Origin of the sequence: Streptomyces sp. NPDC020780 (assembly GCF_044334475.1) — a bacterium.
Lineage (GTDB): Bacteria > Actinomycetota > Actinomycetes > Streptomycetales > Streptomycetaceae > Streptomyces.
Window position 1 is genome coordinate 12,162 of sequence record NZ_JBIRTB010000010.1, and the last position, 24,612, is coordinate 36,773.

The 24,612-nt window shown below is 72.1% G+C and carries 17 protein-coding genes; 9 read left to right on the forward strand and 8 right to left on the reverse strand.

Annotated elements, in window-relative coordinates; genetic code table 11:
- Positions 1-151: 151 nt before the first annotated feature.
- From ACH4VO_RS20305 to ACH4VO_RS20315, 3 genes are all read right to left on the reverse strand, one after another.
- Positions 152-1,681: a DUF5719 family protein gene (locus ACH4VO_RS20305; RefSeq protein ID WP_360998048.1), complete on the reverse strand. Its 1,530-nt coding sequence runs from the start codon at positions 1,679-1,681 to the stop codon at positions 152-154.
- On the reverse strand, positions 1,678-5,538 hold the full coding sequence (locus ACH4VO_RS20310) for a glycosyltransferase (protein WP_360998046.1): 3,861 nt from the start codon (positions 5,536-5,538) through the stop codon (positions 1,678-1,680). Before ACH4VO_RS20310 ends, ACH4VO_RS20305 begins: the two co-directional genes overlap by 4 nt.
- A 192-nt stretch (positions 5,539-5,730) precedes the next feature.
- On the reverse strand, positions 5,731-5,994 hold the full coding sequence (locus ACH4VO_RS20315) for a WhiB family transcriptional regulator (protein WP_031093859.1): 264 nt from the start codon (positions 5,992-5,994) through the stop codon (positions 5,731-5,733).
- 714 nt (positions 5,995-6,708) lie between these two features.
- Here ACH4VO_RS20315 and ACH4VO_RS20320 point away from each other — a divergent pair.
- The 3 genes from ACH4VO_RS20320 (at position 6,709) to ACH4VO_RS20330 (ending at position 9,577) form a co-directional block, all read left to right on the forward strand.
- A complete protein-coding gene (locus ACH4VO_RS20320) occupies positions 6,709-7,239 on the forward strand; it encodes a cysteine dioxygenase family protein (RefSeq protein WP_360998044.1) in 531 nt (176 codons plus the stop codon).
- Positions 7,240-7,301: 62 nt separating this feature from the next.
- Entirely contained in the window at positions 7,302-8,258 is a 957-nt protein-coding gene (gene cofD, locus ACH4VO_RS20325; protein ID WP_360998043.1) for a 2-phospho-L-lactate transferase, read from the forward strand.
- Complete coding sequence (locus tag ACH4VO_RS20330; RefSeq protein WP_360998041.1) at positions 8,255-9,577, forward strand: coenzyme F420-0:L-glutamate ligase; 1,323 nt, start codon at positions 8,255-8,257, stop codon at positions 9,575-9,577. The genes cofD and ACH4VO_RS20330 overlap by 4 nt, the downstream gene beginning before the upstream one ends.
- 55 nt (positions 9,578-9,632) lie before the next feature.
- Here the strand turns inward: ACH4VO_RS20330 and ACH4VO_RS20335 are convergent, their stop codons facing one another.
- From ACH4VO_RS20335 to ACH4VO_RS20345, 3 genes are all read right to left on the reverse strand, one after another.
- Positions 9,633-10,631 carry a DNA-3-methyladenine glycosylase 2 family protein gene (locus ACH4VO_RS20335; RefSeq protein ID WP_360998040.1) on the reverse strand — a complete coding sequence of 333 codons (999 nt, stop codon included), beginning with the start codon at positions 10,629-10,631 and terminating at the stop codon, positions 9,633-9,635.
- A 285-nt stretch (positions 10,632-10,916) separates the two neighbouring features.
- The gene (locus ACH4VO_RS20340) at positions 10,917-12,008 is read right to left on the reverse strand and encodes an NDP-sugar synthase (protein WP_360998038.1); all 1,092 of its coding nucleotides are present in this window, start codon (positions 12,006-12,008) and stop codon (positions 10,917-10,919) included.
- A 79-nt stretch (positions 12,009-12,087) separates the two neighbouring features.
- Positions 12,088-13,524, reverse strand: a complete 1,437-nt coding sequence (locus ACH4VO_RS20345) for a peptidoglycan recognition protein (protein WP_360998036.1) — start codon at positions 13,522-13,524, stop codon at positions 12,088-12,090.
- A gap of 139 nt (positions 13,525-13,663) precedes the next feature.
- Between ACH4VO_RS20345 and ACH4VO_RS20350 the strand changes: the two genes are divergently transcribed.
- The 4 genes from ACH4VO_RS20350 to ACH4VO_RS20365 all read left to right on the forward strand — a co-directional run bounded on the left by ACH4VO_RS20350 (position 13,664) and on the right by ACH4VO_RS20365 (position 19,550).
- Positions 13,664-14,416, forward strand: a complete 753-nt coding sequence (locus ACH4VO_RS20350) for a TIGR03089 family protein (RefSeq protein ID WP_360998035.1) — start codon at positions 13,664-13,666, stop codon at positions 14,414-14,416.
- A gap of 177 nt (positions 14,417-14,593) precedes the next feature.
- Entirely contained in the window at positions 14,594-15,922 is a 1,329-nt protein-coding gene (locus ACH4VO_RS20355; RefSeq protein ID WP_360998033.1) for an LCP family protein, read from the forward strand.
- Positions 15,923-16,144: 222 nt separating this feature from the next.
- A complete protein-coding gene (locus ACH4VO_RS20360) occupies positions 16,145-17,827 on the forward strand; it encodes an LCP family protein (RefSeq protein WP_360998031.1) in 1,683 nt (560 codons plus the stop codon).
- 49 nt (positions 17,828-17,876) lie between these two features.
- A complete protein-coding gene (locus ACH4VO_RS20365; protein ID WP_360998030.1) occupies positions 17,877-19,550 on the forward strand; it encodes an LCP family protein in 1,674 nt (557 codons plus the stop codon).
- A gap of 63 nt (positions 19,551-19,613) precedes the next feature.
- Here the strand turns inward: ACH4VO_RS20365 and ACH4VO_RS20370 are convergent, their stop codons facing one another.
- Positions 19,614-20,636, reverse strand: coding sequence for a glycosyltransferase family 2 protein (locus ACH4VO_RS20370; protein ID WP_360987366.1), 1,023 nt, complete (start codon positions 20,634-20,636; stop codon positions 19,614-19,616).
- 360 nt (positions 20,637-20,996) lie between these two features.
- Between ACH4VO_RS20370 and ACH4VO_RS20375 the strand changes: the two genes are divergently transcribed.
- On the forward strand, positions 20,997-22,361 hold the full coding sequence (locus tag ACH4VO_RS20375; protein ID WP_360987364.1) for an LCP family protein: 1,365 nt from the start codon (positions 20,997-20,999) through the stop codon (positions 22,359-22,361).
- An 88-nt stretch (positions 22,362-22,449) separates the two neighbouring features.
- Here the strand turns inward: ACH4VO_RS20375 and ACH4VO_RS20380 are convergent, their stop codons facing one another.
- Positions 22,450-23,001 (reverse strand): acyl-CoA thioesterase, encoded by a 552-nt coding sequence (locus ACH4VO_RS20380; RefSeq protein WP_360987362.1) that lies wholly within the window; start codon positions 22,999-23,001, stop codon positions 22,450-22,452.
- A 119-nt stretch (positions 23,002-23,120) separates the two neighbouring features.
- Here ACH4VO_RS20380 and ACH4VO_RS20385 point away from each other — a divergent pair, with 119 nt between their 5' ends.
- Positions 23,121-24,407 carry an LCP family protein gene (locus ACH4VO_RS20385; protein ID WP_360987360.1) on the forward strand — a complete coding sequence of 429 codons (1,287 nt, stop codon included), beginning with the start codon at positions 23,121-23,123 and terminating at the stop codon, positions 24,405-24,407.
- Positions 24,408-24,612 lie beyond the last annotated feature (205 nt).

Consider the following 24,612-nt stretch of genomic DNA (forward strand, 5'->3'; position numbering starts at 1 on the left):
GCCGCCGGGGGTCGCCCCGGCCGCGCTCACCGGACGCCCCGGTTCTCCGCAGGCCCTCGCGGATGTCCGGGGAACCGTGGCGGCCGGGAGCTCCGCAACTGTCCGGAGCACCCCCGCCGCGGTCCACGGACCCCCGCGACGGGGAGGACGCTCAGCGGTCCAGGACCGACAGGTCCTGCTCCGCGGCGGGCACCGCGACCGTGCCCCTGTCGTCCGGCATCGTCTGCACGGTGAACATGTCGATGCCGTTCTCCGCGACGGTGAGCGTGCGGGCCGCGTGGACGGGACCGCCCGACTCCGGCTCCACGGTCAGCGCGTAGGCGCCCTTGAGCCCGGACGGAACCTCGGGGGTGACTTCGAGGGTCGTCCCCGCCTTGACGGTGTACGTCGTGACGGTGCTCTCACCGCCCTCGCTGCCCGCGGACGCCGTCACCTTGACCTTCGCCGTCGCACCCGGCGCGGTCAGGGACAGCACCGATCCCTTCGCCCGGTTGTCGGCGACGCTCGCCCGGGGACCCACGGGCCCGGTCGCCGGGATGTACGCGATCTCCTGCTTCGCACCGCTGCCGCGCACCACGCGCAGCGCGGCGACGATCGGTGTCCCGCTGCCGCTCTCGGGAGTCAGCCGGAGCGAGCCGGGCTCCTTCCGGGTGACGTCCTTGAGGTCGACGCTCGCGGTCATCCGCGACTTGATGTGCAGGGTGTCGTTACCGGCCGGCGAGAACGTCGCGTTCTTGCCGAGGAGTTGCACCTTCACATCGGCGTCGGCCTCGCCCGGCGCGAAGGCCACCAGGCGTACGGAGGTGGCGTCGGAGGGAATGCCGGGCAGGACCAGGGTGCCCGCCGGATCGGCGGAGGCGGCCAGCCAGTCACTGCCCGCCTTCTCGTCGCCGACCCTGACGACCGCGCCGACGCGGCCGGCCCGGGTGGTCACGTGGACCGTCACGTCGTCGGCGGCCTCGGTGGTGAGCGTGGAGACCAGCAGCGGGACGCTCCCCCCGGGCGGGACCGTGATGCCTTCGGCGGCATCGGACTTGAGGGGCCCCTCGGGTCCGTACAGCTCGATGTCGGCCACGGCGGCGGTGTCGTCCGGGTTGGTCAGGTGGACGTAGTCCTGGCGGCCCTCCGACGTGCTGGCGCCCGGGAACCAGAAGTCCGTGTCCGGGGCGGTGCAGCTGACGCCGAGGAGACCGCGTGCGTCGCCCGCCGAGGTCATGGTCGTCTGCTGGGCGGTCCAGCCCGGGGCCAGCCGGCCGGTCGCCGTACCGATCAGGGCGGGGGCGTCGGACGCGGAGGTCTCGGCGGTGGCCGGCCTGCCTGACTCCTTCAGTGCGACGACGGGCTTGGCTGACTCCTTCTTCGCCTTCTCGGAGTCCTTCTCCTTCTCCTTGTCCGCCGGCTTCTCGTCCTCGTCCGCCGGGAGCGGCACGGAGCGTTTCAGTTCGGCCGTGCCGGCCTCCCCGCCGCCTTCCCCCGCCGGGGTGAAGGACGTGTAGGTGGTCTCCGCCAGCTCCGAACTGCTGGGCGCCGGGCAGAGCAGGCTGGAGCGCTCCACGGGCAGCCGTGCGGCGGCCTTCGCCTCCGGTGCGCCCGTGTCGCCGGGCGCGTTGAGCGCGGCGAACCCGGTGACGGCGGCGAGGGCGACGGCTCCCGCGATGAGGGACAGGGGGGTGGACTTCACTCGGACTCGCCTCGCGATGCGTTGCCGTGCGGCCAGGGACCCTGGCCCGGGGCTGGGTTCTCGTCGTGCCCGTCGTACGGGGTGGTGTTCTCCTGCCCGTCGTACGGGGCGCCCTCGCCGCCCGTTCCCGGGGCGTAGGGCTGCTGGGCGTAGCCGTACGGGTCGTAGGCGCCCTGCTGTTGGTACGGGTCCTGCTGGTACGGCTCCTGGGGGTACGCCCCTTGCTGGTACTGATCGGTCTGGTAGTACGGGCCGGCCTGGTACGGGTCGGCCTGGCCGCCCTGGTACTGGTCGTAGCCGGCGCCCTGGTACTGCTGGGCCTCCCACCCGCCGTCCCCGTAGCCGGGCTGTCCGACCGCCGCGTACGTACCGGTGCCGTCCTGGCCGGCCGTGTCCGTGTCCGTCCCCGCGGGGTACGGATCGGTGCTCTGCTGCGCCGGGATGTAGCCCTCCTGGGCCGGCTCGGCCGCGTCCGGGGCGGTGTCACCGTGCGGGTCCTGCGGGGCCCCGTACGCGACGGCTGCCTCCCCGGCCTCACCGAGCGCACCGGACTCGTCGGCCTCACCGTTCTCACCGGTCGTGGCGGCCTCCGCCTGGGCGGCGGCCCGCAGCCTGCGCGCCCGGCGTCCCTCGCCCGCGACCGGTTCGGCCGCGACGGCCACGGTCTCCTCGGGGAGGTCGTCGTCGATCTCCCGGCGGCGGCCCGGCAGCGCCAGGACCACCAGCACGACGCCGAGCGCGACCTGGGCCCAGACCCAGGCGGTGTGCGCGAGCGGTGTCTCGTAGGTGAGGTCCAGCCTGCCGCCCTCGGCGGGGAGCGCGAAGCCCTGCGCCCAGCCGTCCACCGTCTTCGGCTCCAGGGTCCGGCCGTTCAGCGTGGCCTGCCAGCCCGGATCGGCCCCGTCGGCGATCCGCAGCACCCGGCCGGCCTCGCCGGCGGGGATCTCGGAGTGCGCCTCGACGGGCAGTGACCCGACGGTCACCGGCTCGGCGCCCTCACCCGCCGGGACGATCATGACGCGGGATACCTGGCGGTCGACCCTCCACAGGGCGCTGCCGTCCAGCTGGCTGAGCCGGCTCAGCCCCGGGGTGGCGTCGAGCACCCGGTTCATCTCCCGGGGCGCCCCGTCCCGTACGAGGACGTACCGGACCGCGAAGCCGCTGAGCTGGCTGCCCTGGTCCGCGCCGGAACCCGCGACGAGATTGGCGACGACCTTGTCCAGGTGGGCGTTGCCGCCGCCCGCCTCGGTGAGCTCGGCGTCACCGAGCCGGGCGCCCGAGCCCCGGACCAGGCTGTACGAGACGGCCGCGGGCGACGAGCCCGCGAGGACCAGGGTCCGTGGCTGGTCCCGGGTGGTGCTCTCCTCCGCGACGAAGGCGGGCACCTGGACCGGGTCGCGGCGCTCCAGCGGACCGGCGGCGCCGCCGATCATCCAGCCCGCCGCGGCCAGCACGGGAGCGATCCCGGCGGCCAGCGCGATCAGCGCGGCGACCGGCTGGCGCCAGCCGAAGCTGAGTTCGGCGACCCTCACCCGGGCACCGTCGGCGCCGACGAGCGCGGCGGCGATCAGCGCGCTGCCGTAGACGAGGGTGGCGGGGCCCGCCCAGGTGGAACCGTTGGAGAGGCCGGCGAAGAACAGCCCGACGAGCGCGGTGGCCCAGGCGGCACGGACGGCGAACTGCCGCTCACCGCGCAGGAGCGCGGCCAGTGCGGCCAGGACGATGCCCAGGAGCAGGACGCCGCCCGCGGCCTTGGGTCCGCCGGGGCTGATGCCGAGCAGGTCGAGGGCGGTCGCCGTTCCCGTGCCCAGGTCCTGGCCGGCCTCCTCGAGGAAGCCGGACGGGCTGGTCAGCAGCGACAGCGACCAGGGGGCGAGGACCAGCAGCGGCGTTCCCACCGTGGCCAGGAAGCGCAGCCCGTACGCGATGACGTCGCCCCGGCGCAGGATCAGGACCCCGAGCCCGAGGACCACCGCGAGCGGCCAGACGACCGGTGTGAAGGCCATCGAGACGGTGAGCAGCAGGGTGTACGCCCAGGTGGCGCGCCAACTGCCGCGCGTGGTGCCGTCGCCGCGCATCCCGTGCGCCGCGACGGCGGCGCGGGCGATCAGGGGCAGCAGCACGGCCAGTACGGCGGTGCCGATGCGGCCCGTGGCCAGCGCCCCCGTAGCGGCGGGCAGGAAGGCGTAGGCGACGCTCGCCCAGGCCCGCAGCAGCCGGGACTCCAGCAGCGGCCGGGAGGCGAAGTACGCGGTGAGCCCGGCGAGCGGGACGGAGCAGACCAGCAGCACGGTGAGCGCGAAGCCCGTGGAGCCGAAGAACAGGGCCGACAGGGCGGCGACCAGCGCGAGGTAGGGCGGAGCGGTCTGGGTGCCGCCGGTGCCGACCGTGTGCCAGGCGTCCGCGTACCGCCCCCAGAGGTCGGAGACGTCCGCCGGGGCCGGGAGCAGTGCGCCGCCCGCGAGGGCGCCGCCGCTGAGGAGACCGCGGCAGGCGACCAGGGAGACCAGGAGGAGGAGTGCGAAGAGTACGGGGCCCGGCTTGCGCACGACGCGCTTGACCCGGGCGAACTGTTCGATCTCCAGGAAGTCGGCGTCGTCGCCGCCGGGCCCGGATTCGACGGCTCCGTGCCGTGAACCGCCGGAGTCGGCGTCGGTGCGGCTGCCGAAGTTGCCCGCGACCTGTTCGACGGTGGCGCGGACGGTCGCACCGGGCGGCGGGAAGAGCGACCGCAGCTCGGCGGCGTCCACCCCGCCCTTGCCGCGTGCGCGGCGCGCGGCGAGGATCCGCCCGGGCCGCAACAGGGTGCCCAGGAGCCCGGCGACCTCGTCGAGCGCCTGCCCGGGCACCTTGCCTACGAGGTAGGCCAGGGTGCGGAGCAGGGTGCCGAGGACGAGGCGGACCAGCGCCCACGGCAGCTGCCTGCCCCGTGCGTTGGCGAGCATCGTGTAGACGGCGCCGGCCTTGTCGACGCGGTGGGGACTGGCGACGGACCGTCCGGCGCAGTCGATGGGGCGGCGTTCCCTGGCGGAGGCCTCGGCGTGCCGCAGGACCGCGTCGGGCGCCACGAGGACGCGGTGGCCGGCCATGTGGGCCCGCCAGCAGAGGTCCACGTCGTCACGCATGAGCGGCAGCCTGCGGTCGAAGCCGCCGAGTTCGTCCCAGACGTCGCGGCGCACGAGCATGCCGGCGGAGGAGACGGAGAGCACGGTGCGTACCTGGTCGTGCTGACCCTGGTCCTGCTCGCGCCGGTCGAGTCCGGTCCAGCGGCGTCCGCTGTTGGCGATGGAGACGCCGACTTCGAGGAGCTGCTTGCGGTCGTACCAGCCACGCAGCTTGGGTCCGACGATCGCGGCGTGCTTGTCCTGGTCGGCGACGCGCAGCATCTCGGCGAGCGCGTCCGGCTCGGGCGCGCTGTCGTCGTGGAGCAGCCAGAGCCACTGGACGGGCTCGCCGTGCGGGAGGTCCGGCAGGTCGTAGGCGTCGTCGCGCCAGCTCCGGCTGACCGGGTCCCAGCCGCTGGGGCGCTTGAGGTAGGGCAGGTCGTCGGGGGTGAGGACGCCGGCCGTGCGGGTCGCCTCCTCGACGGCGGTGCCGAAGCTCGTACGGCGTGCGAGGTGCAGGACGCGTTCACCGCCGAGCGCCTCCGCGACCAGGCGCGCGGAGTCGTCGGCGCTTCCCGTGTCGGCGGCGACGACGTTCTGTACGGGGCGTTCCTGCCCGAGCAGCCCGGTCAGCACATCGGGCAGCCAGCGTGCGCCGTCGTGGGAGACGAGCACGGCGGTGACGACGTGCCGGGGGAACTCTGGGGCGGCGGCGGCCGGATTCGGCGCCGCCGGGTGGCTGTGCACGGACATCGAGGTACGGGCCCTCCGGCCGGGTCCGGAGGGGCGTCCCCCCGGGGGCTGCATCGGTGTACACGCGCGCCCCGACGGGGCGTTGGCGCGTCTCTCGGACGGGGCCCCACACTAACGGTAGGCACGTGCGCCCCGCGCCGAGCGGTTGACCGGCGGGGAGGGAGGCGCCCGGGCAGCCGGGCGCGCGGTGTGTCAGATGGCGGCCTTCTTCAGGCGCCGCCGCTCACGCTCGGACAGGCCGCCCCAGATACCGAACCGTTCGTCGTTGTTGAGGGCGTACTCGAGGCACTCGGATCGGACCTCACAGGCGAGGCAGACCTTCTTGGCCTCGCGGGTCGACCCGCCCTTCTCGGGAAAGAAGGACTCGGGGTCGGTCTGGGCGCACAGCGCGCGCTCCTGCCAGCCGAGTTCTTCGTCCGCGTCCTCGACCAGCAGTTGCTGGAACAGCTCGGTCATGTGCGCCCCTCGTCTGTCTCTTGCGTCCCCGTGCTGCGGCCGTTACGTGAGGCCGAACAACACGAGTGAAATTACAAGTGTGTATCTCTGAGCCAGTCAAGCGAAGATCTGCTATTGGCCCCGGTATTCACTCTGCGGAACCAAGCGTATGCAGAAAGTGTGCAAATCACCAAAAACCTGACATCTGTCGCAGGCCTTCCCGGCACGGCTTCTCACCGTGCGAGACGACCCGCGCCACCTCGGTGTTTCGATTCGATCACCGAAGCGACCAAGATCACATTCGGGTCACGGTCGCCCTGCCGCGTTCGAGGAGACGGCTGTTGCGCCACCTTGCCTCTCCTGGCCCTGCTAAAACCTTTCTTCTTCCTCGCCGACCGGATGAGGTGAAAGATTGCCGCCACATCGGGCACCGGGTTGACAGGACACCTGCCCAACCGGTCTCCTTGGCCGTATGCCAGCGACCGCAGCGATGTACCCGGCCCACATCCGTGGGTTCCGTACGGCTGTCCAGGCCCGCTGTTGCTGTTCCAGCTGTCACAGCTGTTGAGCCCGACGCTCCAGCTCTGACCCGGTTCCTCCTGCGACCCGGTCCCTTGCCGAGCCTTCCCGGTCCCCGCGACACCCGCGCCCCCGCCCGCCACCCGCGTCCGCGCGGCAGGCACCCGCGACGCCTCCCCCGCACGCGCCTCCCCACGCCGAGGAATCCCCGCACCCATGAACAGCGACAGCGATCTCCAGATCGCCGGCGACATCCTCGAGGTCCAGCACCTCCTCCAGCCGCCCCGCCCCCATCCCTCCACCGTGGCCGAGTTCGCCGGACTCGCCCGCACCATCGCGGCCGACCGCGCCCGGTGGGCCCCGCTCGTCCGGTACGACACCACCACCCGCTGGTACCACCGGCTGGAAACGCTCCCCCCGGCCCCCGGCTCCGGCCCGGCAGGACAGACCCCGGCCGGCTACGAGGTATGGCTGCTCAGCTGGGTCCCCGGCCAGGGCAGCGGACTCCACGACCACGGCCCGTCCTCCGGAGTACTGACAGTCCTGGAAGGCCGGTTGACGGAACACACCGGGCGCGGGACACACGCGCTCGACGCCGGCTCACAGCGCGTCTTCGCCCCCGGCTACGTCCACGAAGTCGTCAACCGCTCGCTCGAACCGGCCGTCAGCCTCCACATCTACCACCCGGGCCTCACCGACATGCCCATGCACGCGACCCAGTGCGCCCAGCACACCCTGACCACCTGACAGCCCACCCGTCGCCCACCACCACCCCCACAACGCCAGGCTCCGCCTGACAGACTGTCTGTATGCGCATTGTGGTTCTGGCCGGCGGTATCGGTGGTGCTCGTTTTCTGCGTGGCCTCAAGCAGGCCGCCCCGGACGCGGACATCACCGTCATCGGCAACACCGGTGACGACATCCATCTGTTCGGGCTGAAGGTCTGCCCCGACCTGGACACCGTGATGTACACCCTCGGCGGTGGCATCAACGAGGAACAGGGCTGGGGGCGCACCGACGAGAGCTTCCAGGTCAAGGACGAGCTCGCGGCGTACGGCGTGGGGCCAGACTGGTTCGGGCTCGGCGACCGCGACTTCGCGACCCACATCGTCCGTACGCAGATGCTCGCCGCGGGCTACCCGCTGAGCGCCGTCACCGAGGCGCTCTGCGCCCGCTGGAAACCGGGCGTCAGGCTCCTCCCGATGTCCAACGACCGCGTGGAGACCCATGTGGCGGTCGACGTCGACGGCGAACGCAAGGCCATCCACTTCCAGGAGTACTGGGTGAAGCTGCGCGCCTCCGTCACGGCGCACGCCGTCGTCCCGGTCGGCGCCGAACAGGCCGAGCCCGCGCCGGGCGTCCTCGAGGCCATCGCCGGATCCGACGTCATCGTCTTCCCGCCGTCCAACCCGGTCGTGTCCGTCGGGACCATCCTCGCCGTACCCGGCATCCGGGAAGCCATCGCCGATGCCGGGGTGCCGGTCGTCGGCCTCTCCCCCATCGTCGGGAACGCCCCCGTCCGCGGCATGGCCGACAAGGTACTGGCCGCGGTCGGCGTCGAGTCGACGGCCTCCGCCGTCGCCCGGCACTACGGGTCCGGACTGCTCGACGGCTGGCTCGTCGACACCGTGGACGCCGGAGCCGTCGACGAGGTGGAGGCCGCCGGTATCCGCTGCCGTGCCGTCCCGCTGATGATGACGGACGTGGACGCCACCGCCGAGATGGCACGGCAGGCGCTCGCGCTGGCCGAGGAGGTCCGGGCATGAGCGACGGAACGCCCTCGTACCGGGTGTGGGCCCTGCCCGGGATGCCCGAGGTCCGGGAGGGCGACGACCTGGCCAAGCTCATCGCCGCCACCGAGCCCGGCCTCGCCGACGGTGACGTGCTGTTGGTCACCTCGAAGATCGTCTCCAAGGCGGAGGGCCGGATCGTCGAGGCCGCCGACCGTGAGGCCGCGATCGACGCCGAGACCGTCCGGGTCGTCGCCCGGCGCGGGGCACTCCGGATCGTGGAGAACCGGCAGGGGCTCGTCATGGCCGCCGCGGGCGTCGACGCGTCGAACACCCCGGCCGGGACGGTGCTGCTGCTCCCCGAGGACCCGGACGCCTCTGCCCGGTCGATCCGGGACGGGCTGCGGGACACGCTCGGCGTCGAGGTCGGTGTCGTCGTCACCGACACCTTCGGGCGCCCGTGGCGCAACGGGCTGACCGATGTGGCGATCGGTGCCGCGGGGGTCCGGGTACTGGACGACCTGCGGGGCGGCACGGACACCTACGGCAATCCGCTGAGCGCCACCGTCGTCGCCACGGCCGACGAACTGGCCTCGGCCGGTGACCTGGTGAAGGGCAAGGCGTCCGGCCTGCCGGTCGCCGTGGTGCGGGGGCTCGCCCACCTGGTGGCCGGCCCCGGACCCGAGGACGGCCCGGAGGACGGCGCCAGGGCGATGGTGCGGGTCGCGGCCGACGACATGTTCCGGCTGGGGACCTCCGAGGCGGTCCGTGAGGCGCTCCGACTGCGCCGTACCGTGCGGGAGTTCACGGACGAACCGGTGGACCCCGGTGCCGTCCGGCGGGCGGTCGCGGCCGCGGTGACGGCCCCGGCGCCGCACCACACGACGCCGTGGCGGTTCGTCCTGCTGGAGTCCGCACGGTCGCGCACCCGGCTCCTCGACGCCATGCGGGACGCGTGGATCGCGGACCTGCGCCGCGACGGCCGGAGCGAGGAGTCGATCACCAGGCGGGTGCGTCGCGGCGACGTCCTGCGTAACGCCCCCTACCTCGCGGTGCCCTGCCTGGTGATGGACGGTTCGCACACCTACGGGGACGAGCGCCGGGACACGGCGGAGCGCGAGATGTTCGTGGTCGCCGCGGGCGCCGGCGTACAGAACTTCCTGGTGGCACTCGCGGGTGAGCGGCTCGGCTCGGCGTGGGTCTCCTCGACGATGTTCTGCCGGGACGTGGTGCGTGAGGTGCTCGACCTGCCGGCCGGCTGGGACCCGCTGGGCGCGGTGGCCGTGGGCCACGCGAAGACGGCTCCGCCGGCCCGGGGTGCCCGGGACGCGGGGGCGTTCATCACCGTCCGGTAGGCGGGACGTACGGGCCCCGTCGGCATGCCAGGGCGTGTGCGAAAGCCCCCGCCTGTCACAGAGGGGCGATGTCCCGCGGCGTCATGCGGGGGGCCCGACGGGGCGGGATGCGGCCGGAGAGAAGGATCAGGCGGGTCGCGCGGTGGCGCTGGCCCGCGTACGGCTCCAGCAGGGCGAGCATGGCCTCGTCGTCGGCGTTCCGGTCGTCCGCCAGGGCGTGGCCGACGATCCCCGGCAGGTGGAGGTCGCCGACCGTGACCGCGTCGGACGCGCCGTTGGAGCGCTGCAGGGTCTCCGCCGCGGTCCAGGGGCCGATGCCCGGGATCAGCTGCAGCCGTGCCATGGCCTCCGGGAGCTCCATCGACGCCGCCTCCTCCATACGGCGGGCGACCCGTACCGCGCGCAGGATCGTCGCCGACCGCTTGGCGTCCACGCCCGCGCGGTGCCACTCCCAGGACGGGATCGTCGCCCAGGTACGGGCGTCCGGCAGGACGTACAACCCGTACGTGCCGAAGTCCGGGTCCGCCGGGCCGGGGGCCGGGGTGCCGTAGGTGCGGACGAGCAGGCGCCAGGCGCGGTAGGCCTCGTCGGTGGTGACCTTCTGTTCCAGGATCGAGGGAATCAGCGACTCCATCACCAGCCCCGTGCGCAGCAGGCGCAGGCCGGGCCGCCGGTGGTGGGTCAGGGCGAGCAGCCGGTGGCGGGGGCGGAAGGCGTCGGGTGCGTCGCCCTCGCCGAGCAGCGCGGGCAGCTGGTCCAGGAGCCACTGGGCCCCGGGGCCCCAGGCCGCCGCCGAGATCCGGCCGTCCCGGGTCGCCGAGACGCGGAGGGTGCCGGGGCCGGCCGGGGTGCGAGTGGCCCGCCAGAACGAGCCGTCGGACAGCGCCCGGTAGGCGGGGTCGGCGGGGCCCCGCCGCAGCGGTCCGAGGACCAGCCGCAGGTCCAGCGGCCACGGCGGCGTCCACGTCCTGGTCAGGTGCGAGGCGGACGCGTCCGCGGCCGCCGGCTGCCGGCGGGGTACGGCGGTGGTGCGGGCTGCGAAGCGTCCTGCCACGGTTGAGGTCCTCGGTCGTCGGGGTGCCTGAGAGCTGTCCCGCAGGTCCCGGTGGATCGGCGGGCGGCGTCGGATGCGGTGCGGAACGGCGGCGGATCGTCCGCATGCACGGGGTACGGGGATGTTCCGACGACGCGGCGAGGTGCCGTAGTCGTTTCGCGCGCCCGCCGGGAACTACGGGACAGCCCTTGTCGAGGGTACGGCCGGAGGAAACCGTTCACCGGCCGCGGGAGACCCCGGCGAAGGCCCGGCCCGCCGCTCGGACGGTACGCGGGCCGGGGCCGTTCACTGGTCGGACGAGAAGCGGACCGAGGCGTCCGGGAGGACCGCACCGCACCAGACGCGTACGCCGTCCCGCAGTTCGTTGTCGGCGCCGACCTGCGCGCCGTCCCCGATCACGGCGCCCGCGAGGACCGTACGGCTGCCGATCCGGGCACCGGCCCCGATCAGTGAGTCGCTGATCACAGCGCCCGGTTCGACGACGGCACCGGCCAGCACGGTGGAACCCGTGATCCTGGCGCCCTCCCCGACGACGGCACCCTCGCCGACGACCGTACCGCCGGTGAGCTTGGCGTCGACGGCCACGGAGGCGGTGGGCAGGACGAGCCGGTCGCCGCAGCGGCCGGGCACCGCAGGGGAGGGTGCGCGCCCCAGGACCAGGTCGGCCGAACCGCGTACGAACGCCTGGGGCGTGCCGAGGTCCAGCCAGTATGTGGAGTCGACCATGCCCTGGAGGTGGGCGCCGGAGGCGAGGAGCCCGGGGAACGTCTCACGCTCCACCGAGACGGGACGGCCGGCCGGGATGGTGTCGATGACGGACCGGCGGAAGATGTACGCCCCCGCGTTGATCTGGTCGGTGACTATCTCCTCGGGCGTCTGCGGCTTCTCCAGGAAGGCCGTCACCCTGCCCGTCGCGTCGGTCGGCACGAGGCCGAAGGCGCGCGGGTCCTCCACCCTGGTGAGGTGGAGGGAGACGTCCGCCCCGGAGGTGGCGTGCGATGCGACCAGGGCCCGGATGTCGAGGCCGGTGAGGATGTCCCCGTTGAAGATCAGTACGGGGTCGTCCGGGCCCGAGACCAGTCGCTCCGCAACGTTACGGATGGCTCCGCCGGTACCGAGCGGTTCGTGCTCGGTGACGTACTCGATGGAGAGGCCGAGCGACGCACCGTCACCGAAGTGCGGTTCGAACACCTCCGCCAGGTAGGAGGTCGCGAGCACGATGTGCTCCACCCCCGCCGCCCTGGCACGCGCCAGTTGGTGCGTGAGGAACGGGACGCCCGCCGCCGGCACCATCGGCTTCGGGGTGTGCACCGTGAGCGGACGCAGCCGGGTGCCTTTGCCCCCGACCAGGAGGATCGCTTCTCTTGCCTCTGTCACAGCACCGTCTCTGCTTCCTGCTGGGGCCGGGCCTCGTATCGGCTGGCCAGTGTATGCAGACCGGTCGGAGCTCTCCCGGTCAGCGGCCCTGCAGGGCGGCCGAAGCGGTCCGGGCCGTGCCGAGCTTCTTGTAGAGACGGCTTCCGGGGCATTCGGTTGCGAAACCGTCGCGATGGCCGGCGATGACGTTGAGCGTGGCCTTCGCGCCCTTCTTGTACTTGCCGCTGCCGCCCGAGACGAGCGTGACCTTGCCCTTCGGGTTACGGCCGAACAGTCCGAGCTTCCAGGCGGTGAGCTTGGCGATCGCGTTCACCGCGGCGGCGGGCGGGTTCTTGGAGCCGTAAGAGCCGAGGACCGCGATGCCCATGCTGTTGGTGTTGAACCCGAGCGTGTGGGCCCCCAGGACCGCCTTCGTCACACCTCCGGCCCGTCCTTCGTAGATGTTCCCGCACTTGTCGACGGCGAAGTTGTAGCCGAAGTCCCGCCAGCCACTGCTCTTGACGTGGTAGCGGTAGATGCTGCGCAGGACCGAGGGTGCCTGTGAGCAGGTGTAGTTGTTGCCGGTGGCACTGTGGTGGACGAAGGCGGCCTTGACCGTGCTCGTGTAGGCGAAGGCGCGTTCGCGCAGGCTTTCGTCGGCGCCCCAGCCCTTGCGGGTGACGATGCGCGGGCGGGGTCCGACGAACGGTTTGGCGCCCGCCGCGACGACCGCCTGCTCCTCGGACTCGGCCTTGCTCAGGGCCGGGATCTCGGCGGCGCCGAGCGGGGCGAGGTCCGCGTTCACCGCGGAGCTCTCGGCCGCGGCCACCGTGAGGCCCGCGGAGTCGGGGAGCGAGCCCGGCTGCGGGGAGACGGCGGGTGTGGCGGCTGAGCTGGAGGAGGTGGCCACGGCCGGGGTGGCGCCCGCGGCCGACGGCTGCTGCGGGTCGTCGCCGGGGTCGACGAGCTCCACCCGCAGGCCTGCGGGGAGCGCGGCGGTGTCGCCCGCTCCGGTGCGCGGCCCGCCGGTCTCGCCGTGCACCCGCACCTCGACACCGTCCGAGTCCCCGACCCAGAGCGGGGCGGTGGAGCCGCGGACCGTGCCGGACTCGCGCTCGGCGCTGCCGGCGTCGGCGGCGTGGTCGGCGTTGTGCGTCTCCAGGTCCTGCCAGCCGGACCACCGGCCGGTGCCCGCCGCTCGGGTGCGGACCTGGACGGTGCCGTGCAGTTCGGTGTCGGCGTCGTCCCAGACCACGCCGACGAGGGAGAAGCGGTGGGGGTCGAGCCGCCGCAGGCCTTGTCCGGCGGGGGACAAGAGTGACGCGGAGCCGGTGGGCTCGCCGGCGGCCCGGGAGGCCGCGCCGGGGAGCGGTCGCAGGGGCAGGGACTGCGTCGAGCCCAGGGGCTCGGCGGGGGCGGCCGCGGGCGCGTGGGCGACCGGGGCGGGAACGGGGACGGCCGGCGCGGGTGCGGCGAGCGGGAGGGTGAGTGCCGCCGCGCAGGTGACGCCGATGGAAGTGGAGAGAAGTGCACGCATACAGGAAATCCTTGGCGGAGTCCGGCATTCCCGGCTACTGGAGTGCATCCGCGGAAACCTGACGGACCGTCTGCCGAACCGGTGTACGCGTCACCCGCCCGCCCGTCCCCGGCGACGTCCCCCGCGTACCCTTGCCCGGATGAACGCACGTGATCGCACCCCAGCCGACCTGCTGCGATCCGCGCTCGCCGCGGATCCCGCCCGCCCCCTCGTCACTTTCTACGACGACGCAACCGGAGAACGGGTCGAACTGTCGGTGGCGACGTTCGCCAATTGGGTGGCCAAGACGGCCAATCTGCTGCAGGGCGACCTGGCCGCGGAGCCCGGGGACCGGCTCGCCCTGCTGCTGCCGGCCCACTGGCAGTCCGCGGTCTGGCTGCTCGCCTGCTCCTCGGTGGGTGTCGTCGCCGATGTCCAGGGCGACCCCGCCGGCGCGGACCTGGTCGTCAGCGGACCGGACACGCTGGAGCGGGCGCGCGCCTGCCGCGGGGAGCGGGTCGCACTGGCCCTGCGCCCCCTGGGCGGCCGTTTCCCGCAGGCTCCGGACGGGTTCGCGGACTACGCGGTGGAGGTACCGGGCCAGGGCGACCGCTTCGCCCCGTACGCGCCGGTGGATCCCGCCGCTCCCGCTCTGGCCGTGGGCGGCGCCGAGCTGACGGCGGACCGGTTGGTGGCCCGGGCCCGGCAGGACGCGGCGGAGCTGGGACTCGCCCCGGGGTCGCGGCTGCTGACGGGACGTACGTACGACACCTGGGACGGGCTCTCCGCCGGGTTGTTCGCGCCGCTGGCCGCGGGCGCCTCGGTGGTCCTGTGCCGTCATCTGGACCGGCTGGACGAGGAGGGTCTGGCCCGGCGCGTGGAGAGCGAGCGGGTCACCGGCAGCGCGGTATGACAAGCGCTCCCAGGGCCACCCGTCCGGCCCAGGGCGGGCCGAGCCCCCGGGACTGAGCACGCACGGCGGTACATGATCGGGCGGTACCTACCACTCCACCCGAAGGCACAACCAAGCGTGAGGTTCAGCCGTCTACTTCTGCGACCGGCGGGCCCCGCGCGCCGCCGAACGTGAAGGATGGACGCAGACGTGACCGACAGTGCCGGCTCTCCGGACCGCCCGGACCCCTCGTCCGGGGACGAGCCCACGGACGGGACGCAGGACGCGTCGGGGACCGCCGAACAGGGCGGCCCCGCCGCCGGGGCGGGCGACGCCGGGGTCGGCACCTGGGCGGAGCGGCCGAAGGCCGGGCCGCCGGGCCGCCGGAGCCACTGGGTCCGCTGGGCGGCCCTCGCCGCGTCGTTCCTGGTGCTGGTGGCCGCCGGGACCGGCTGGTGGCTCTACAAGAAGCTCGACGGAAACATCACGACCGACACGGGCGCCGCCGCCGAGCTCAGGGCGTACGAGAAGGAACGGCCGAGGCCGATCGCCCGGGACGCGCAGAACATCCTGCTCATCGGGTCCGACTCCCGGGCGGGCGACAACCGCAGGTACGGCCGCGACGACGGCGGCAGCCAGCGCTCGGACACCACGATCCTGCTGCACCTCGCCGCCGACCGCAGGAGTGCGACCGCGGTCTCGCTGCCGCGCGACCTGATGGCCGAGATCCCCAGCTGCCGCACGGCCGGCAAGAAGGCCACGAAGAAGCAGTTCGCCCAGTTCAACTGGGCCTTCGAGCTCGGCGGCACGGCCTGCACGATCCGCACCGTCGAGAAGATGACGGGCATTCGCGTCGACCACCACATGGTCATCGACTTCAACGGGTTCAAGGACATGGTCGACGCCGTGGACGGCGTCGAGGTCTGTCTCAAGAAGCCCGTCGACGACGCCGACGCCCACCTGAAGCTCCCGGCCGGGCGCCAGCAGCTCGACGGAGAGCAGGCGCTCGGATACGTACGGGCCCGCAAGTCGATCGGCGACGGCAGTGACACCGAGCGGATGGAACGCCAGCAGCGTTTCCTCGGGGCCCTCGTCCACAAGATGCAGAGCAACGGGGTCCTGCTGAATCCGGGGCGGCTCTACCCGGTGCTGGACGCGGCGACCAAGTCGCTCACCACCGACCCGGGGCTGAGCTCCCTGCGGGACCTGTACGACCTGGTGCGCGGAATGCGGAACGTACCGACGGACAAGGTGCAGTTCCTGACCGTGCCGCGGCAGGCCTACCGCGGGAACGCGAACCGGGACGAGCTGCTCCAGCCCGACGCCGGCCGGCTGTTCGAGCAGCTGCGCGAGGACGACCCCGTCACCGTGGTCCCCGCCGACGAGATCCGCACAGGGGACTCACAGGCGGGTCACAGCTCCGGCGAGACCCCGTCCGGCGTCAGGCCCCCCGCCGCGAGCGGAAGCCCGGCGCCGTCCCCCACCTACTCGGGATCGAGTGCGGCCGACGACCTGTGTGATCCGTAAAGCGATATTCAAGGAAGGAGAGGCAAACGGAACGGAATAGCCGGAATGCCCAGTTGTAAGGGGCGTGGAATACCTCACGCGTGTCTCCGATGGCCGAATCGGCCGGATAGTGTGACGCGATCCGGTGCTTGCGGCCGTCAGGCCGCGCACCGCCGGGGGGACCGATCGAGCGCTTTCCGGGGGAGGCGCCTCGCGTGGCACCGACGAAGGATTCAGGAAGACGTGGACGCGCATAGCCGTGGGCAGGCGGGTGAAATCGATCCCGCCGACCAGTGGGTGCTCAACCCGCGGACGGGCCATTACGAACTGCGACTGAACCACTCCGGAAGGCAGTCGCCCGAATCCCCGGGCACGGCGGACCGCCCTCCCTCCGGCACCGAGGTGCCCGCTCAGCGCGACCGCCGTTCGGCACGGAGCAGCCGCGCCCCGGCACCCCAGACCGGCCGTCGCAAGCGCCCGTCCCCGAGGTCACGGCGGAAGAAAGCCCTGCTGTGGACCGGCGGGGTCATGGCCTTCGTGATCGTCGCCGGTTCGGGCGCAGCGTACGCGCTCTACCAGAAGTTCAACGGCAACCTCGCCACCGTCGACGTCGGTGACGCCGGCAGCAAGGACATCGCCGCCGACGGCCCGCTCAACATCCTGATCATCGGCACGGACAAGCGCACCGGAGAGGGGAACGAGGGCTACGGCGACAAGGGCAGTACCGGCCACGCCGACACCAACATCCTCTTCCACGTCTCCGCGGACCGCACCAACGCCACGGCGATGAGCATCCCCCGCGACCTGATGACGGACGTCCCGGACTGCACCACCAAGCAGCCGGACGGCTCCGAGAAGGTCATACCCGGCTCGCAGAACGTCCGGTTCAACGTCAGCCTCGGCCAGGAAGGGCGCGACCCGGGCTGCACGATGCGTACGGTCAAGGAGCTCACCGGTCTCTCGGTCGACCACTTCATGATGGTCGACTTCAACGCCGTCAAGACACTCTCCACGGCCGTCGGCGGCGTCAAGGTCTGCCTCGCCAAGGCGGTGAAGGACAAGGACTCGCACCTCGACCTGCCGGCGGGCGAGTCCATCGTCGAGGGCGAGGACGCACTGGCCTTCGTCCGCACCCGGCACAGCTTCGGCAACGAGAGCGACCTCGACCGGATCAAGGTCCAGCAGCAGTTCATCGGTTCGATGATCCGGCAGATGAAGTCCGACGACACGCTGACCGATCCCTCCAAGCTCTTCCGCCTCGCCGACGCGGCGACCAAGGCACTCACCGTCGATTCAGGCATCGGCTCGATCAAGAAGCTGACGTCGCTCGCCAAGGAGCTCGGCAGGATCGACACGAAGAACATCACCTTCGTGACGCTGCCCGTGATCGACAACCCGGCCGAGCCGACACCCGTCACCGTCGTCGTGGACCCGCAGAAGTCGCAGCAGTTGTTCGCGGTGATGCGCTCCGACACCTCCCTGACCGAGGTGAAGAAGAAGGAGAAGGCGGCCCGGACCGAGCGGGCGGCGGCACTCGATGGCCCCAAGGCCGCCCCGGCCGACGTACGCGTCGACGTCCTCAACGGCGGCGACACCCCGGGGGCCGCCCAGGCGACGGTCACCTGGCTGCAGAACGAGCAGGGCGTGCTCAAGTCCACCAACAAGGCGAACGCCCCGTCGAAGACCGACCGGACGACCCTGGCGTACGCGCCGAACCAGGCGGACCAGGCCCGCGCCCTGGCGGCGATGATGGGGCTGCCCGCCACGGCGATGAAGCAGGGAACGACCGATGCCGAGGGACTTCAGGCGATGGTCCTGACCCTGGGAGCCGACTTCAAGGGCGCGGGAGTACCCGTCGCCGGTCCGGCCAAGGCGCCGGACGACATACAGAAGGCCAGCGCCGACAAGGCGGAATGCGCGAAGTGACGAGGCGTCGCGGCGCCACAGCGAAAGTCTGAGCAGCAGGGGGGTCCTGGTGGGACGAAGCAGTACGCGCGGGGAGGGGACGCGGTCGCGTGTCCGGCACGAGGGCCCGGCCGACGGAGCCCGCGAGGGCGGGGAGGGGGAGGGGCGCGGCGGGCACGGCCGACGGGAACGGTCGGACGGGCCGGAGGACGGGCATCGCCAGGGAGGACCGGCCCGCCGCTCGAGGCGTGCTCCCAGGAGCGGCAAGCGACGCATACTGCGCTGGACCGCGTCCGTACTCGCCTTCCTGATACTCGGCACCGGCGCCGCCGGTTACCTCTACTACAGGCACCTCAACGGAAACCTCCGCAAGGAGGACCTGACGCTCGGCGACAAGAAGATGGCCGACCACAAGGCCAACGCCGCCGGGCAGACCCCGCTGAACATCCTGATCATCGGCTCGGACGCCCGGGACTCCAAGGAGAACCAGAAGCTGGGCGGCGCCAAGGAGACGTTCGGCGCCGCGCCGCTCGCGGACGTGCAGATGCTGCTCCACCTCTCCGCCGACCGCAGCAACATCTCGGTCGTCAGCATGCCGCGCGACACCATGCTGAAGATGCCGAAGTGCACCGACCCCGAGACGGGCAAGGTGTATTCGGCCAGCACGGGGAACGTGCAGACCAACGAGAGCCTCGGCAGGGGCGGTCCGGGCTGCACCGTGGCCACCTGGTACGAACTCACCGGCATCACGATCGACCACTTTATGATGATCGACTTCTCCGGTGTGGTGTCGATGGCCGACGCGGTCGGCGGCGTGCCGGTCTGCGTCGACGCCAACATCTACTCGCACGGCAGCGACGGCAAGGGCTCCGGTCTGAAGCTGGAGAAGGGCACCACGCCCGTCAAGGGCAAGCAGGCCCTGCAGTGGCTGCGCACCCGGTACGGCTTCGAGGACAACACGGACCTGGGCCGGGCCGAGGCCCAGCACCAGTACCTGAACTCGATGGTGCGCGAACTGCGCAAGGGCACCAAGCTCACCGACCCCGGCAAGCTGATGGACCTCGCCGAGGCGGCCACCAGCGCACTGACGGTCGACAAGGGCCTCGACACGGTCAAGAAGCTGTACGACCTCGCCGAAGAGCTCAAGAAGGCCCCGACCGGGCGCATCACGATGACGACGATGCCGAACGTCTACGGCACGGGCGGTCTCAGCGGCCGGGTGTTCCCCAAGCCGGGCGACGCCGAGCAGCTGTTCCGGATGGTCCGCGAGGACATCCCGCTGGACGGCAAGGCGTCCAAGCGGAAGGCCCCCGTGACCAAGGACCAGGCCGCACCGACCGGTGAGATCGCGGTCAGCGTGCGCAACGCGACCGGCACGGACTCGCTCGCCCCGGCAAAGGGCCGTGCGACGACCGTCAAGGACCTCCTGACGGACGCGGGCTTCGCCCGGGCCACGACCGACTCCCAGAACGTCGAACCCGCCGCCCGTACCGGCCTCCTCTACCCCTCCGCGGACCTGGAGGGCGACGCGCAGGCCGTCGCCAAGGCCCTCGGCATCCCGCTGTCCCAGGTGAAGAAGTCGACCGACGTCTCGGGTGTCACGCTGGCCGTGGGCGCCGACTGGCGCGAGGACGGCAGCTATCCCGCGCCCAGTGCCGAGGAGAAGACCCCCGACACCGCGAAGGCGCTCAACGGTGAGGACGAGGGGGCGTGCATGCACGTCAACCCGAACTACACCTGGTAGAGCCCGTACGGAGCAGGGGGCCCGCCGGCGAACCGGCGGGCCCCCTGCTCCGTACGGCAGCCGTCAGACGGTCTGCTCCCGCACGGCCGGGCGACGGCTGGCGATGACCTTCTTCGCCAGCGAGCGGGGGCTGGTCAGGAAGCCGTACCCCCAGGACATGTGCATGGTGGCCAGTGCCACCGGGATCTGCGCCCGCGCCTTCAGCGGCAGGCCCCTGCCCGCGGGCAGCGACCCGGCCACGATGGCGGCGACGTAGCCGGCCGGGACGAGGAACGCCCACGGGGTCACGACGGCACCCACGACGATGCCCGCGGCGATCGCGCAGACGGCGGTCGGCGGAGCCAGGTACCGCAGGTTGATCGAGCCGGAGTGGTACCGGGCCACGACGTGGCGCCAGCGGCCGTAGTCCTTGTACTGCTTGGCCAGCGCGCGGACGCTGGGGCGCGGGCGGTACCGCACCTTCAGTTCCGGGGAGAACCAGACGACGCCCCCCGCCTCGCGGATGCGGAAGTTCAGCTCCCAGTCCTGGGCCCGGACGAACTCCACGTTGTAACCGTCCGCCCGCTCCAGCGCCTCGCGGCGGAAGACCCCCAGATACACGGTCTCGGCCGGGCCCGCCTCTCCACCGGTGTGGAAGGCGGCGTTGCCGACGCCGATCTTCGACGTCATCGCGGCCGCGACGGCGTCCTCCCAGGCGTTCTCCCCCTCGGCGTGCATGATGCCGCCGACGTTCTGCGCACCGGTCTCCTCCAGGAGCCGGACCGCGGTGGCGATGTAGTTCGGCGAGAGCATGCCGTGGCCGTCGACCCGTACCACGATCGGGTGGTGTGAGGCCTTGATCGCGGCGTTGAGCGCGGCGGGTGTGCGGCCGGTCGGATTGGGCACCGTGTGGACCCGGGAGTCCTCCCGCACCAGTTCGGCGGCGATCTCGTCGGTGCGGTCGGCCGAGGGACCGAGGGCTATCACGACCTCCATCTCACCGGGGTACTCCTGTTCCAGGATGTGCCGGACCGAGTTCCTGAGATGGCGTTCCTCGTTGAGCACCGGCATGATCACGGAGACGGCGGGGTACTGCGCGGCAGACATGTGGTCCTCGGGGGGTCCTCGGGGGTGCCGGGGCTCCGGGGTGCTTCGCACCCCGGAAGGCGGCGTGATTCGGCCGCCACGTTACCGCGAACGGGGGACACGGGCGCGCGCCGCCGGGTCTCGTCCCGGTCTGCAAGTCGTATGGGCCTACCGTGCGAAAGTCCCACCCGAACCGCGGAGGTGTCCCTCGTGCCCACGCCGCACCGATCGCCCCGTCCACCTCGTCCCCGCACCGCCCCCGCGCCGCGCGGAACCGCTCGGCAGGCGGGCGCCACCGGCCGTGGCGGCGGCCGTGGCAGCAGCCGTGCAAACGGCCGGGCGGGCCTGCCGGGCGGCCGGAAGGTGCCGCCCCGGTGGGGCATGCGGGTGGCCACCGGGCTCTCCGTGCTGGTGCTGGGCGCCGGCGGGATCGGCCATGCGGTGGTGAGCGGCCTGGAGACGGGGATCGACCGGGTCGATCCCTTCAAGGACATGAAGAACCGCCCCCAGGGCGGTCACGGCACGAATCTCCTGCTTGTCGGCACCGACGGCCGCGACCGGATCAGCGAGGACGAGAAGAAGAAGTACAGGCTGGGCGGAGCGCCCTGCCACTGCACCGACACCCTCATGCTCGTGCACCTCTCGGCCGACAAGCAGCGGGCGAGCGTCGTCAGCCTGCCGCGCGACAGCTACGCCGAGATCCCGGCGCACACCGACCGCACCACGGGCAAGCAGCACTCCCCCCATCCGGTGAAGCTGAACGCCGCGTACGCCGAGGGCGGCCCGCAGCTGACCGTGCGCACGGTCGAGCAGATGACGGACATCAAGATCGACCACTATCTCGAGGTGGACTTCACCAGCTTCATGAAGACGGTCGACACCGTGGGCGGGGTGGAGATCTGCACCGCCAAGCCGCTCAAGGACTCCTACACCGGTCTCGACCTGAGCGCGGGCCCCCACAAGCTGGACGGCGGCCAGGCGCTGCAGTACGTGCGCTCCCGGCACGTCGACGGGGCCGCGGACCTGGCCCGCATGCAGCGCCAGCAGAAGTTCATGGCCGCGCTGATCAAGCAGGTGACCAGCAGCGGCGTCCTGATGAACCCCGTGAAGTTCCAGCAGGTCGCCTCGTCGATGCTCGACTCGGTCCGCGCCGACAGCGGTTTCGGTACCGGTCAGATGCTGGAGCTCGGCAAGGCCATGCGCCGCTTCACGCCCGCCTCGTCGGAGTTCACCTCCGTACCGCTGGAGGCGGACGGGTACCGGGTCAAGGGCATCGGCGCCACGGTGAAGTGGGACGCGGCCAAGGCGAAGAAGCTGTTCCGGGCGCTGCGGGAGGACAAACCGCTCACCGCGCACCTGCCGAAGCAGCCCAAGGCCACCCTCGTGGCCGTCGCCCCGCAGCAGATCCGGGTGCAGGTCTACAACGGGACGCCACGGGACGGCCTCGGCCAGGAGGTCGACGCGGCCCTGCGCGGCACCGGTTTCAACACCACCCGCCTGCCGCTGAACGACGGCCCGGACGTGCTGAAGCGGACGCTTGTCAGGTACGACCCGCGGTGGGACCGGTCCGCGAGGTCCCTGGCCGCGGCGCTGCCCGGCTGCGAGCTCAAGGCCGTGAAGGGGCAGGGCGCGACGATGAAGGTCACGGCGGGCGCCGACTTCAGCGGGGTGCGGCGGGTGAGGGGCGAGGATCCGCAGCGGGGCGAGTTCGACGCGGTGACGGGTGACCAGGTGGTCTGTCCGTGAGGACGGCGTCGCGTCGTTGTGAGGCCGGGGACGGCGAGTGCGGCGAAATGCCCCGCATTGCCCGTCACCAGTCTCACAGCGACGCGGTTCACTGCTCGTCGATGCCCTCGGCGGCGCGCTTCTCGCGGAGTTCCTTGATCGCGCGGCGGCGGGCCAGGCGGTGCGTGCGCCGGATCTGCGCCTCCTGGTAGCGCCGCTTGTCGCGTTCCGTCTCCGGCACCACCTGCGGGACGGGGCGGGGCTTGCCCTCCTCGTCGACCGCGGCGAACACCAGGTACGCGCTGCCGACCTGCTGGGCGGGGGTCGACTCGTTCCACCGTTCCGCCATGACCCGGACGCCGACCTCCATCGAGGATCGGCCGGTCCAGTTCACCTGGGCGCGGACGTGAACAAGGTCACCGACGCGGACCGGCTCCAGGAAGACCATCTCGTCCATCGAGGCCGTCACCGCGGGGCCGCCCGAGTGCCGGCCGGCGACGGCACCCGCCGCGTCGTCGACCAGCTTCATGATCACGCCTCCGTGGACGGTGCCCAGGAGGTTGGTGTCGTGGCTGGTCATGATGTGGCTGAGGGTGGTCCGGGAGGCCGAGGTCGGCTTGTCCGGAACCCCACTCTCCGGGCGCTGGGCCTGATCTGTCATGCCCTCCACCTTATGCGGGGGCTTGCCCGTGGTTGCATTGCATCAGGTTCGCAACAGCCCCGGTCCGAAATCCGGTACACCCTGTAAGAGCCGTGGGCCGAGACGGCACACTGTTGCCCATGAGCGATTGGCCCGATGGGCGGAACGGCGTACCCGGCGAGCGCTACGGACAGGGCAGTGCGAGCTCCCACCCCGAGAGTGCCCGCGCGATGCCCCATGTCCGGCGCCGCTCCGCTCCGCCGCAGTCCCCGCCCCGCATCCCCCCGCAGCAGGGGCAGGGGTACGACCAGGCCCCCGGCTACGACAGTGGTTACAACACGGGTCAGGTCTACGGAGGCGGCGGCGGGCAGGGCCACGGCGGCGGTGGCGGTTACGGCGGCGGGCCCCGCGGCGGCGACAGCGGCTACGTCCAGCCCCGCCCGCCCGCCGACTGGGGCCGGCGGATCAAGGTCGGCACGCTGTCCCTCGTGGTGGTGCTGCTCGCCGTCTCCATCGGCACGTACTTCTGGGCCGACGGCAAGCTCAAGCGCGAGGTCGACCTCTCCAAGGTCATCGAGCGCCCCGCCGAGGGCGACGGCACGAACTACCTGATCGTCGGCTCCGACAGCCGCGAGGGCATGACGGCCGACGACAAGAAGAAGCTGCACACCGGCTCCGCCGAGGGCAAGCGGACCGACTCGATGATGATCCTGCACGACGGCTCCAACGGCCCGACGCTGGTCTCCCTGCCGCGTGACTCGAACGTCGAGATCCCCTCGTTCGTCGGCTCCGAGTCCGGCAAGAAGTTCGCGGGGACCGGCCGCACGACGAAGCTGAACGCCGCGTACGCGGAGGACGGCCCGGAGCTGCTGGTCCGCACGGTCGAGTTCAACACCGGCCTGCGCATCGACCACTACGTCGAGATCGGCTTCGGCGGCTTCGCCAAGATCGTGGACGCGATCGGCGGGGTGGAGCTGGACATCCCCAAGGCGTTCAAGGACAAGAAGTCCGGCGCCGACTTCCAGGCCGGGAAGCAGACCCTGGACGGTGAGCAGTCGCTGGCCTTCGTCCGTACCCGGTACGCCTTCGCGGGCAGCGACCTGGACCGCACGAAGAACCAGCAGAAGTTCCTCGCGGCACTGGCCTCCCAGACGGCGACCCCGTCCACGATCCTCAACCCGTTCACGCTCTACCCCACGATGGGCGCGGGCCTGGACACGCTGATCGTCGACAAGGACATGTCCCTCTGGTCGCTCGGCAACATGTTCTTCGCGATGAAGGGCGTCACGGGCGGCGAGGGCACGTCGATGAACATCCCACTCTCCGGTCAGAGCGTGAACGGCAACCTGATCTGGGACAAGGCCAAGGTCAAGCAGCTCGTGGAGCAGCTGAAGAACGACGAGAAGGTCACGGTCAAGGGCAGCTGACGTAGCCCATGCCACGGGGCCCGGACGGTTCACCGTCCGGGCCCCGTGGCATGGGCTAGGGCTTCAGCCGCCCCGCCGCCCTGACATCCTCCGAGACGTCTTCACGGGCCGGTGTACCTGATCCGGGCGGGAGACCCCTGCACCGGGTGGCTGCCGCCGGGGGCCCTCCCCCAGACCGTATTGCGAAAGTCCCGCCCGCCCGGCG

Coding starts and splice junctions, on each gene's coding strand:
- ACH4VO_RS20310 (WP_360998046.1), bottom strand. CDS start 5,538: ATGTCCGTGCACAGCCACCCGGCGGCGCCGAATCCGGCCGCCGCCGCC.
- ACH4VO_RS20315 (WP_031093859.1), bottom strand. CDS start 5,994: ATGACCGAGCTGTTCCAGCAACTGCTGGTCGAGGACGCGGACGAAGAA.
- ACH4VO_RS20320 (WP_360998044.1), top strand. CDS start 6,709: ATGAACAGCGACAGCGATCTCCAGATCGCCGGCGACATCCTCGAGGTC.
- cofD (WP_360998043.1), top strand. CDS start 7,302: ATGCGCATTGTGGTTCTGGCCGGCGGTATCGGTGGTGCTCGTTTTCTG.
- ACH4VO_RS20330 (WP_360998041.1), top strand. CDS start 8,255: ATGAGCGACGGAACGCCCTCGTACCGGGTGTGGGCCCTGCCCGGGATG.
- ACH4VO_RS20345 (WP_360998036.1), bottom strand. CDS start 13,524: ATGCGTGCACTTCTCTCCACTTCCATCGGCGTCACCTGCGCGGCGGCA.
- ACH4VO_RS20350 (WP_360998035.1), top strand. CDS start 13,664: ATGAACGCACGTGATCGCACCCCAGCCGACCTGCTGCGATCCGCGCTC.
- ACH4VO_RS20355 (WP_360998033.1), top strand. CDS start 14,594: ATGGACGCAGACGTGACCGACAGTGCCGGCTCTCCGGACCGCCCGGAC.
- ACH4VO_RS20370 (WP_360987366.1), bottom strand. CDS start 20,636: ATGTCTGCCGCGCAGTACCCCGCCGTCTCCGTGATCATGCCGGTGCTC.
- ACH4VO_RS20375 (WP_360987364.1), top strand. CDS start 20,997: ATGCGGGTGGCCACCGGGCTCTCCGTGCTGGTGCTGGGCGCCGGCGGG.
- ACH4VO_RS20380 (WP_360987362.1), bottom strand. CDS start 23,001: ATGACAGATCAGGCCCAGCGCCCGGAGAGTGGGGTTCCGGACAAGCCG.
- ACH4VO_RS20385 (WP_360987360.1), top strand. CDS start 23,121: ATGAGCGATTGGCCCGATGGGCGGAACGGCGTACCCGGCGAGCGCTAC.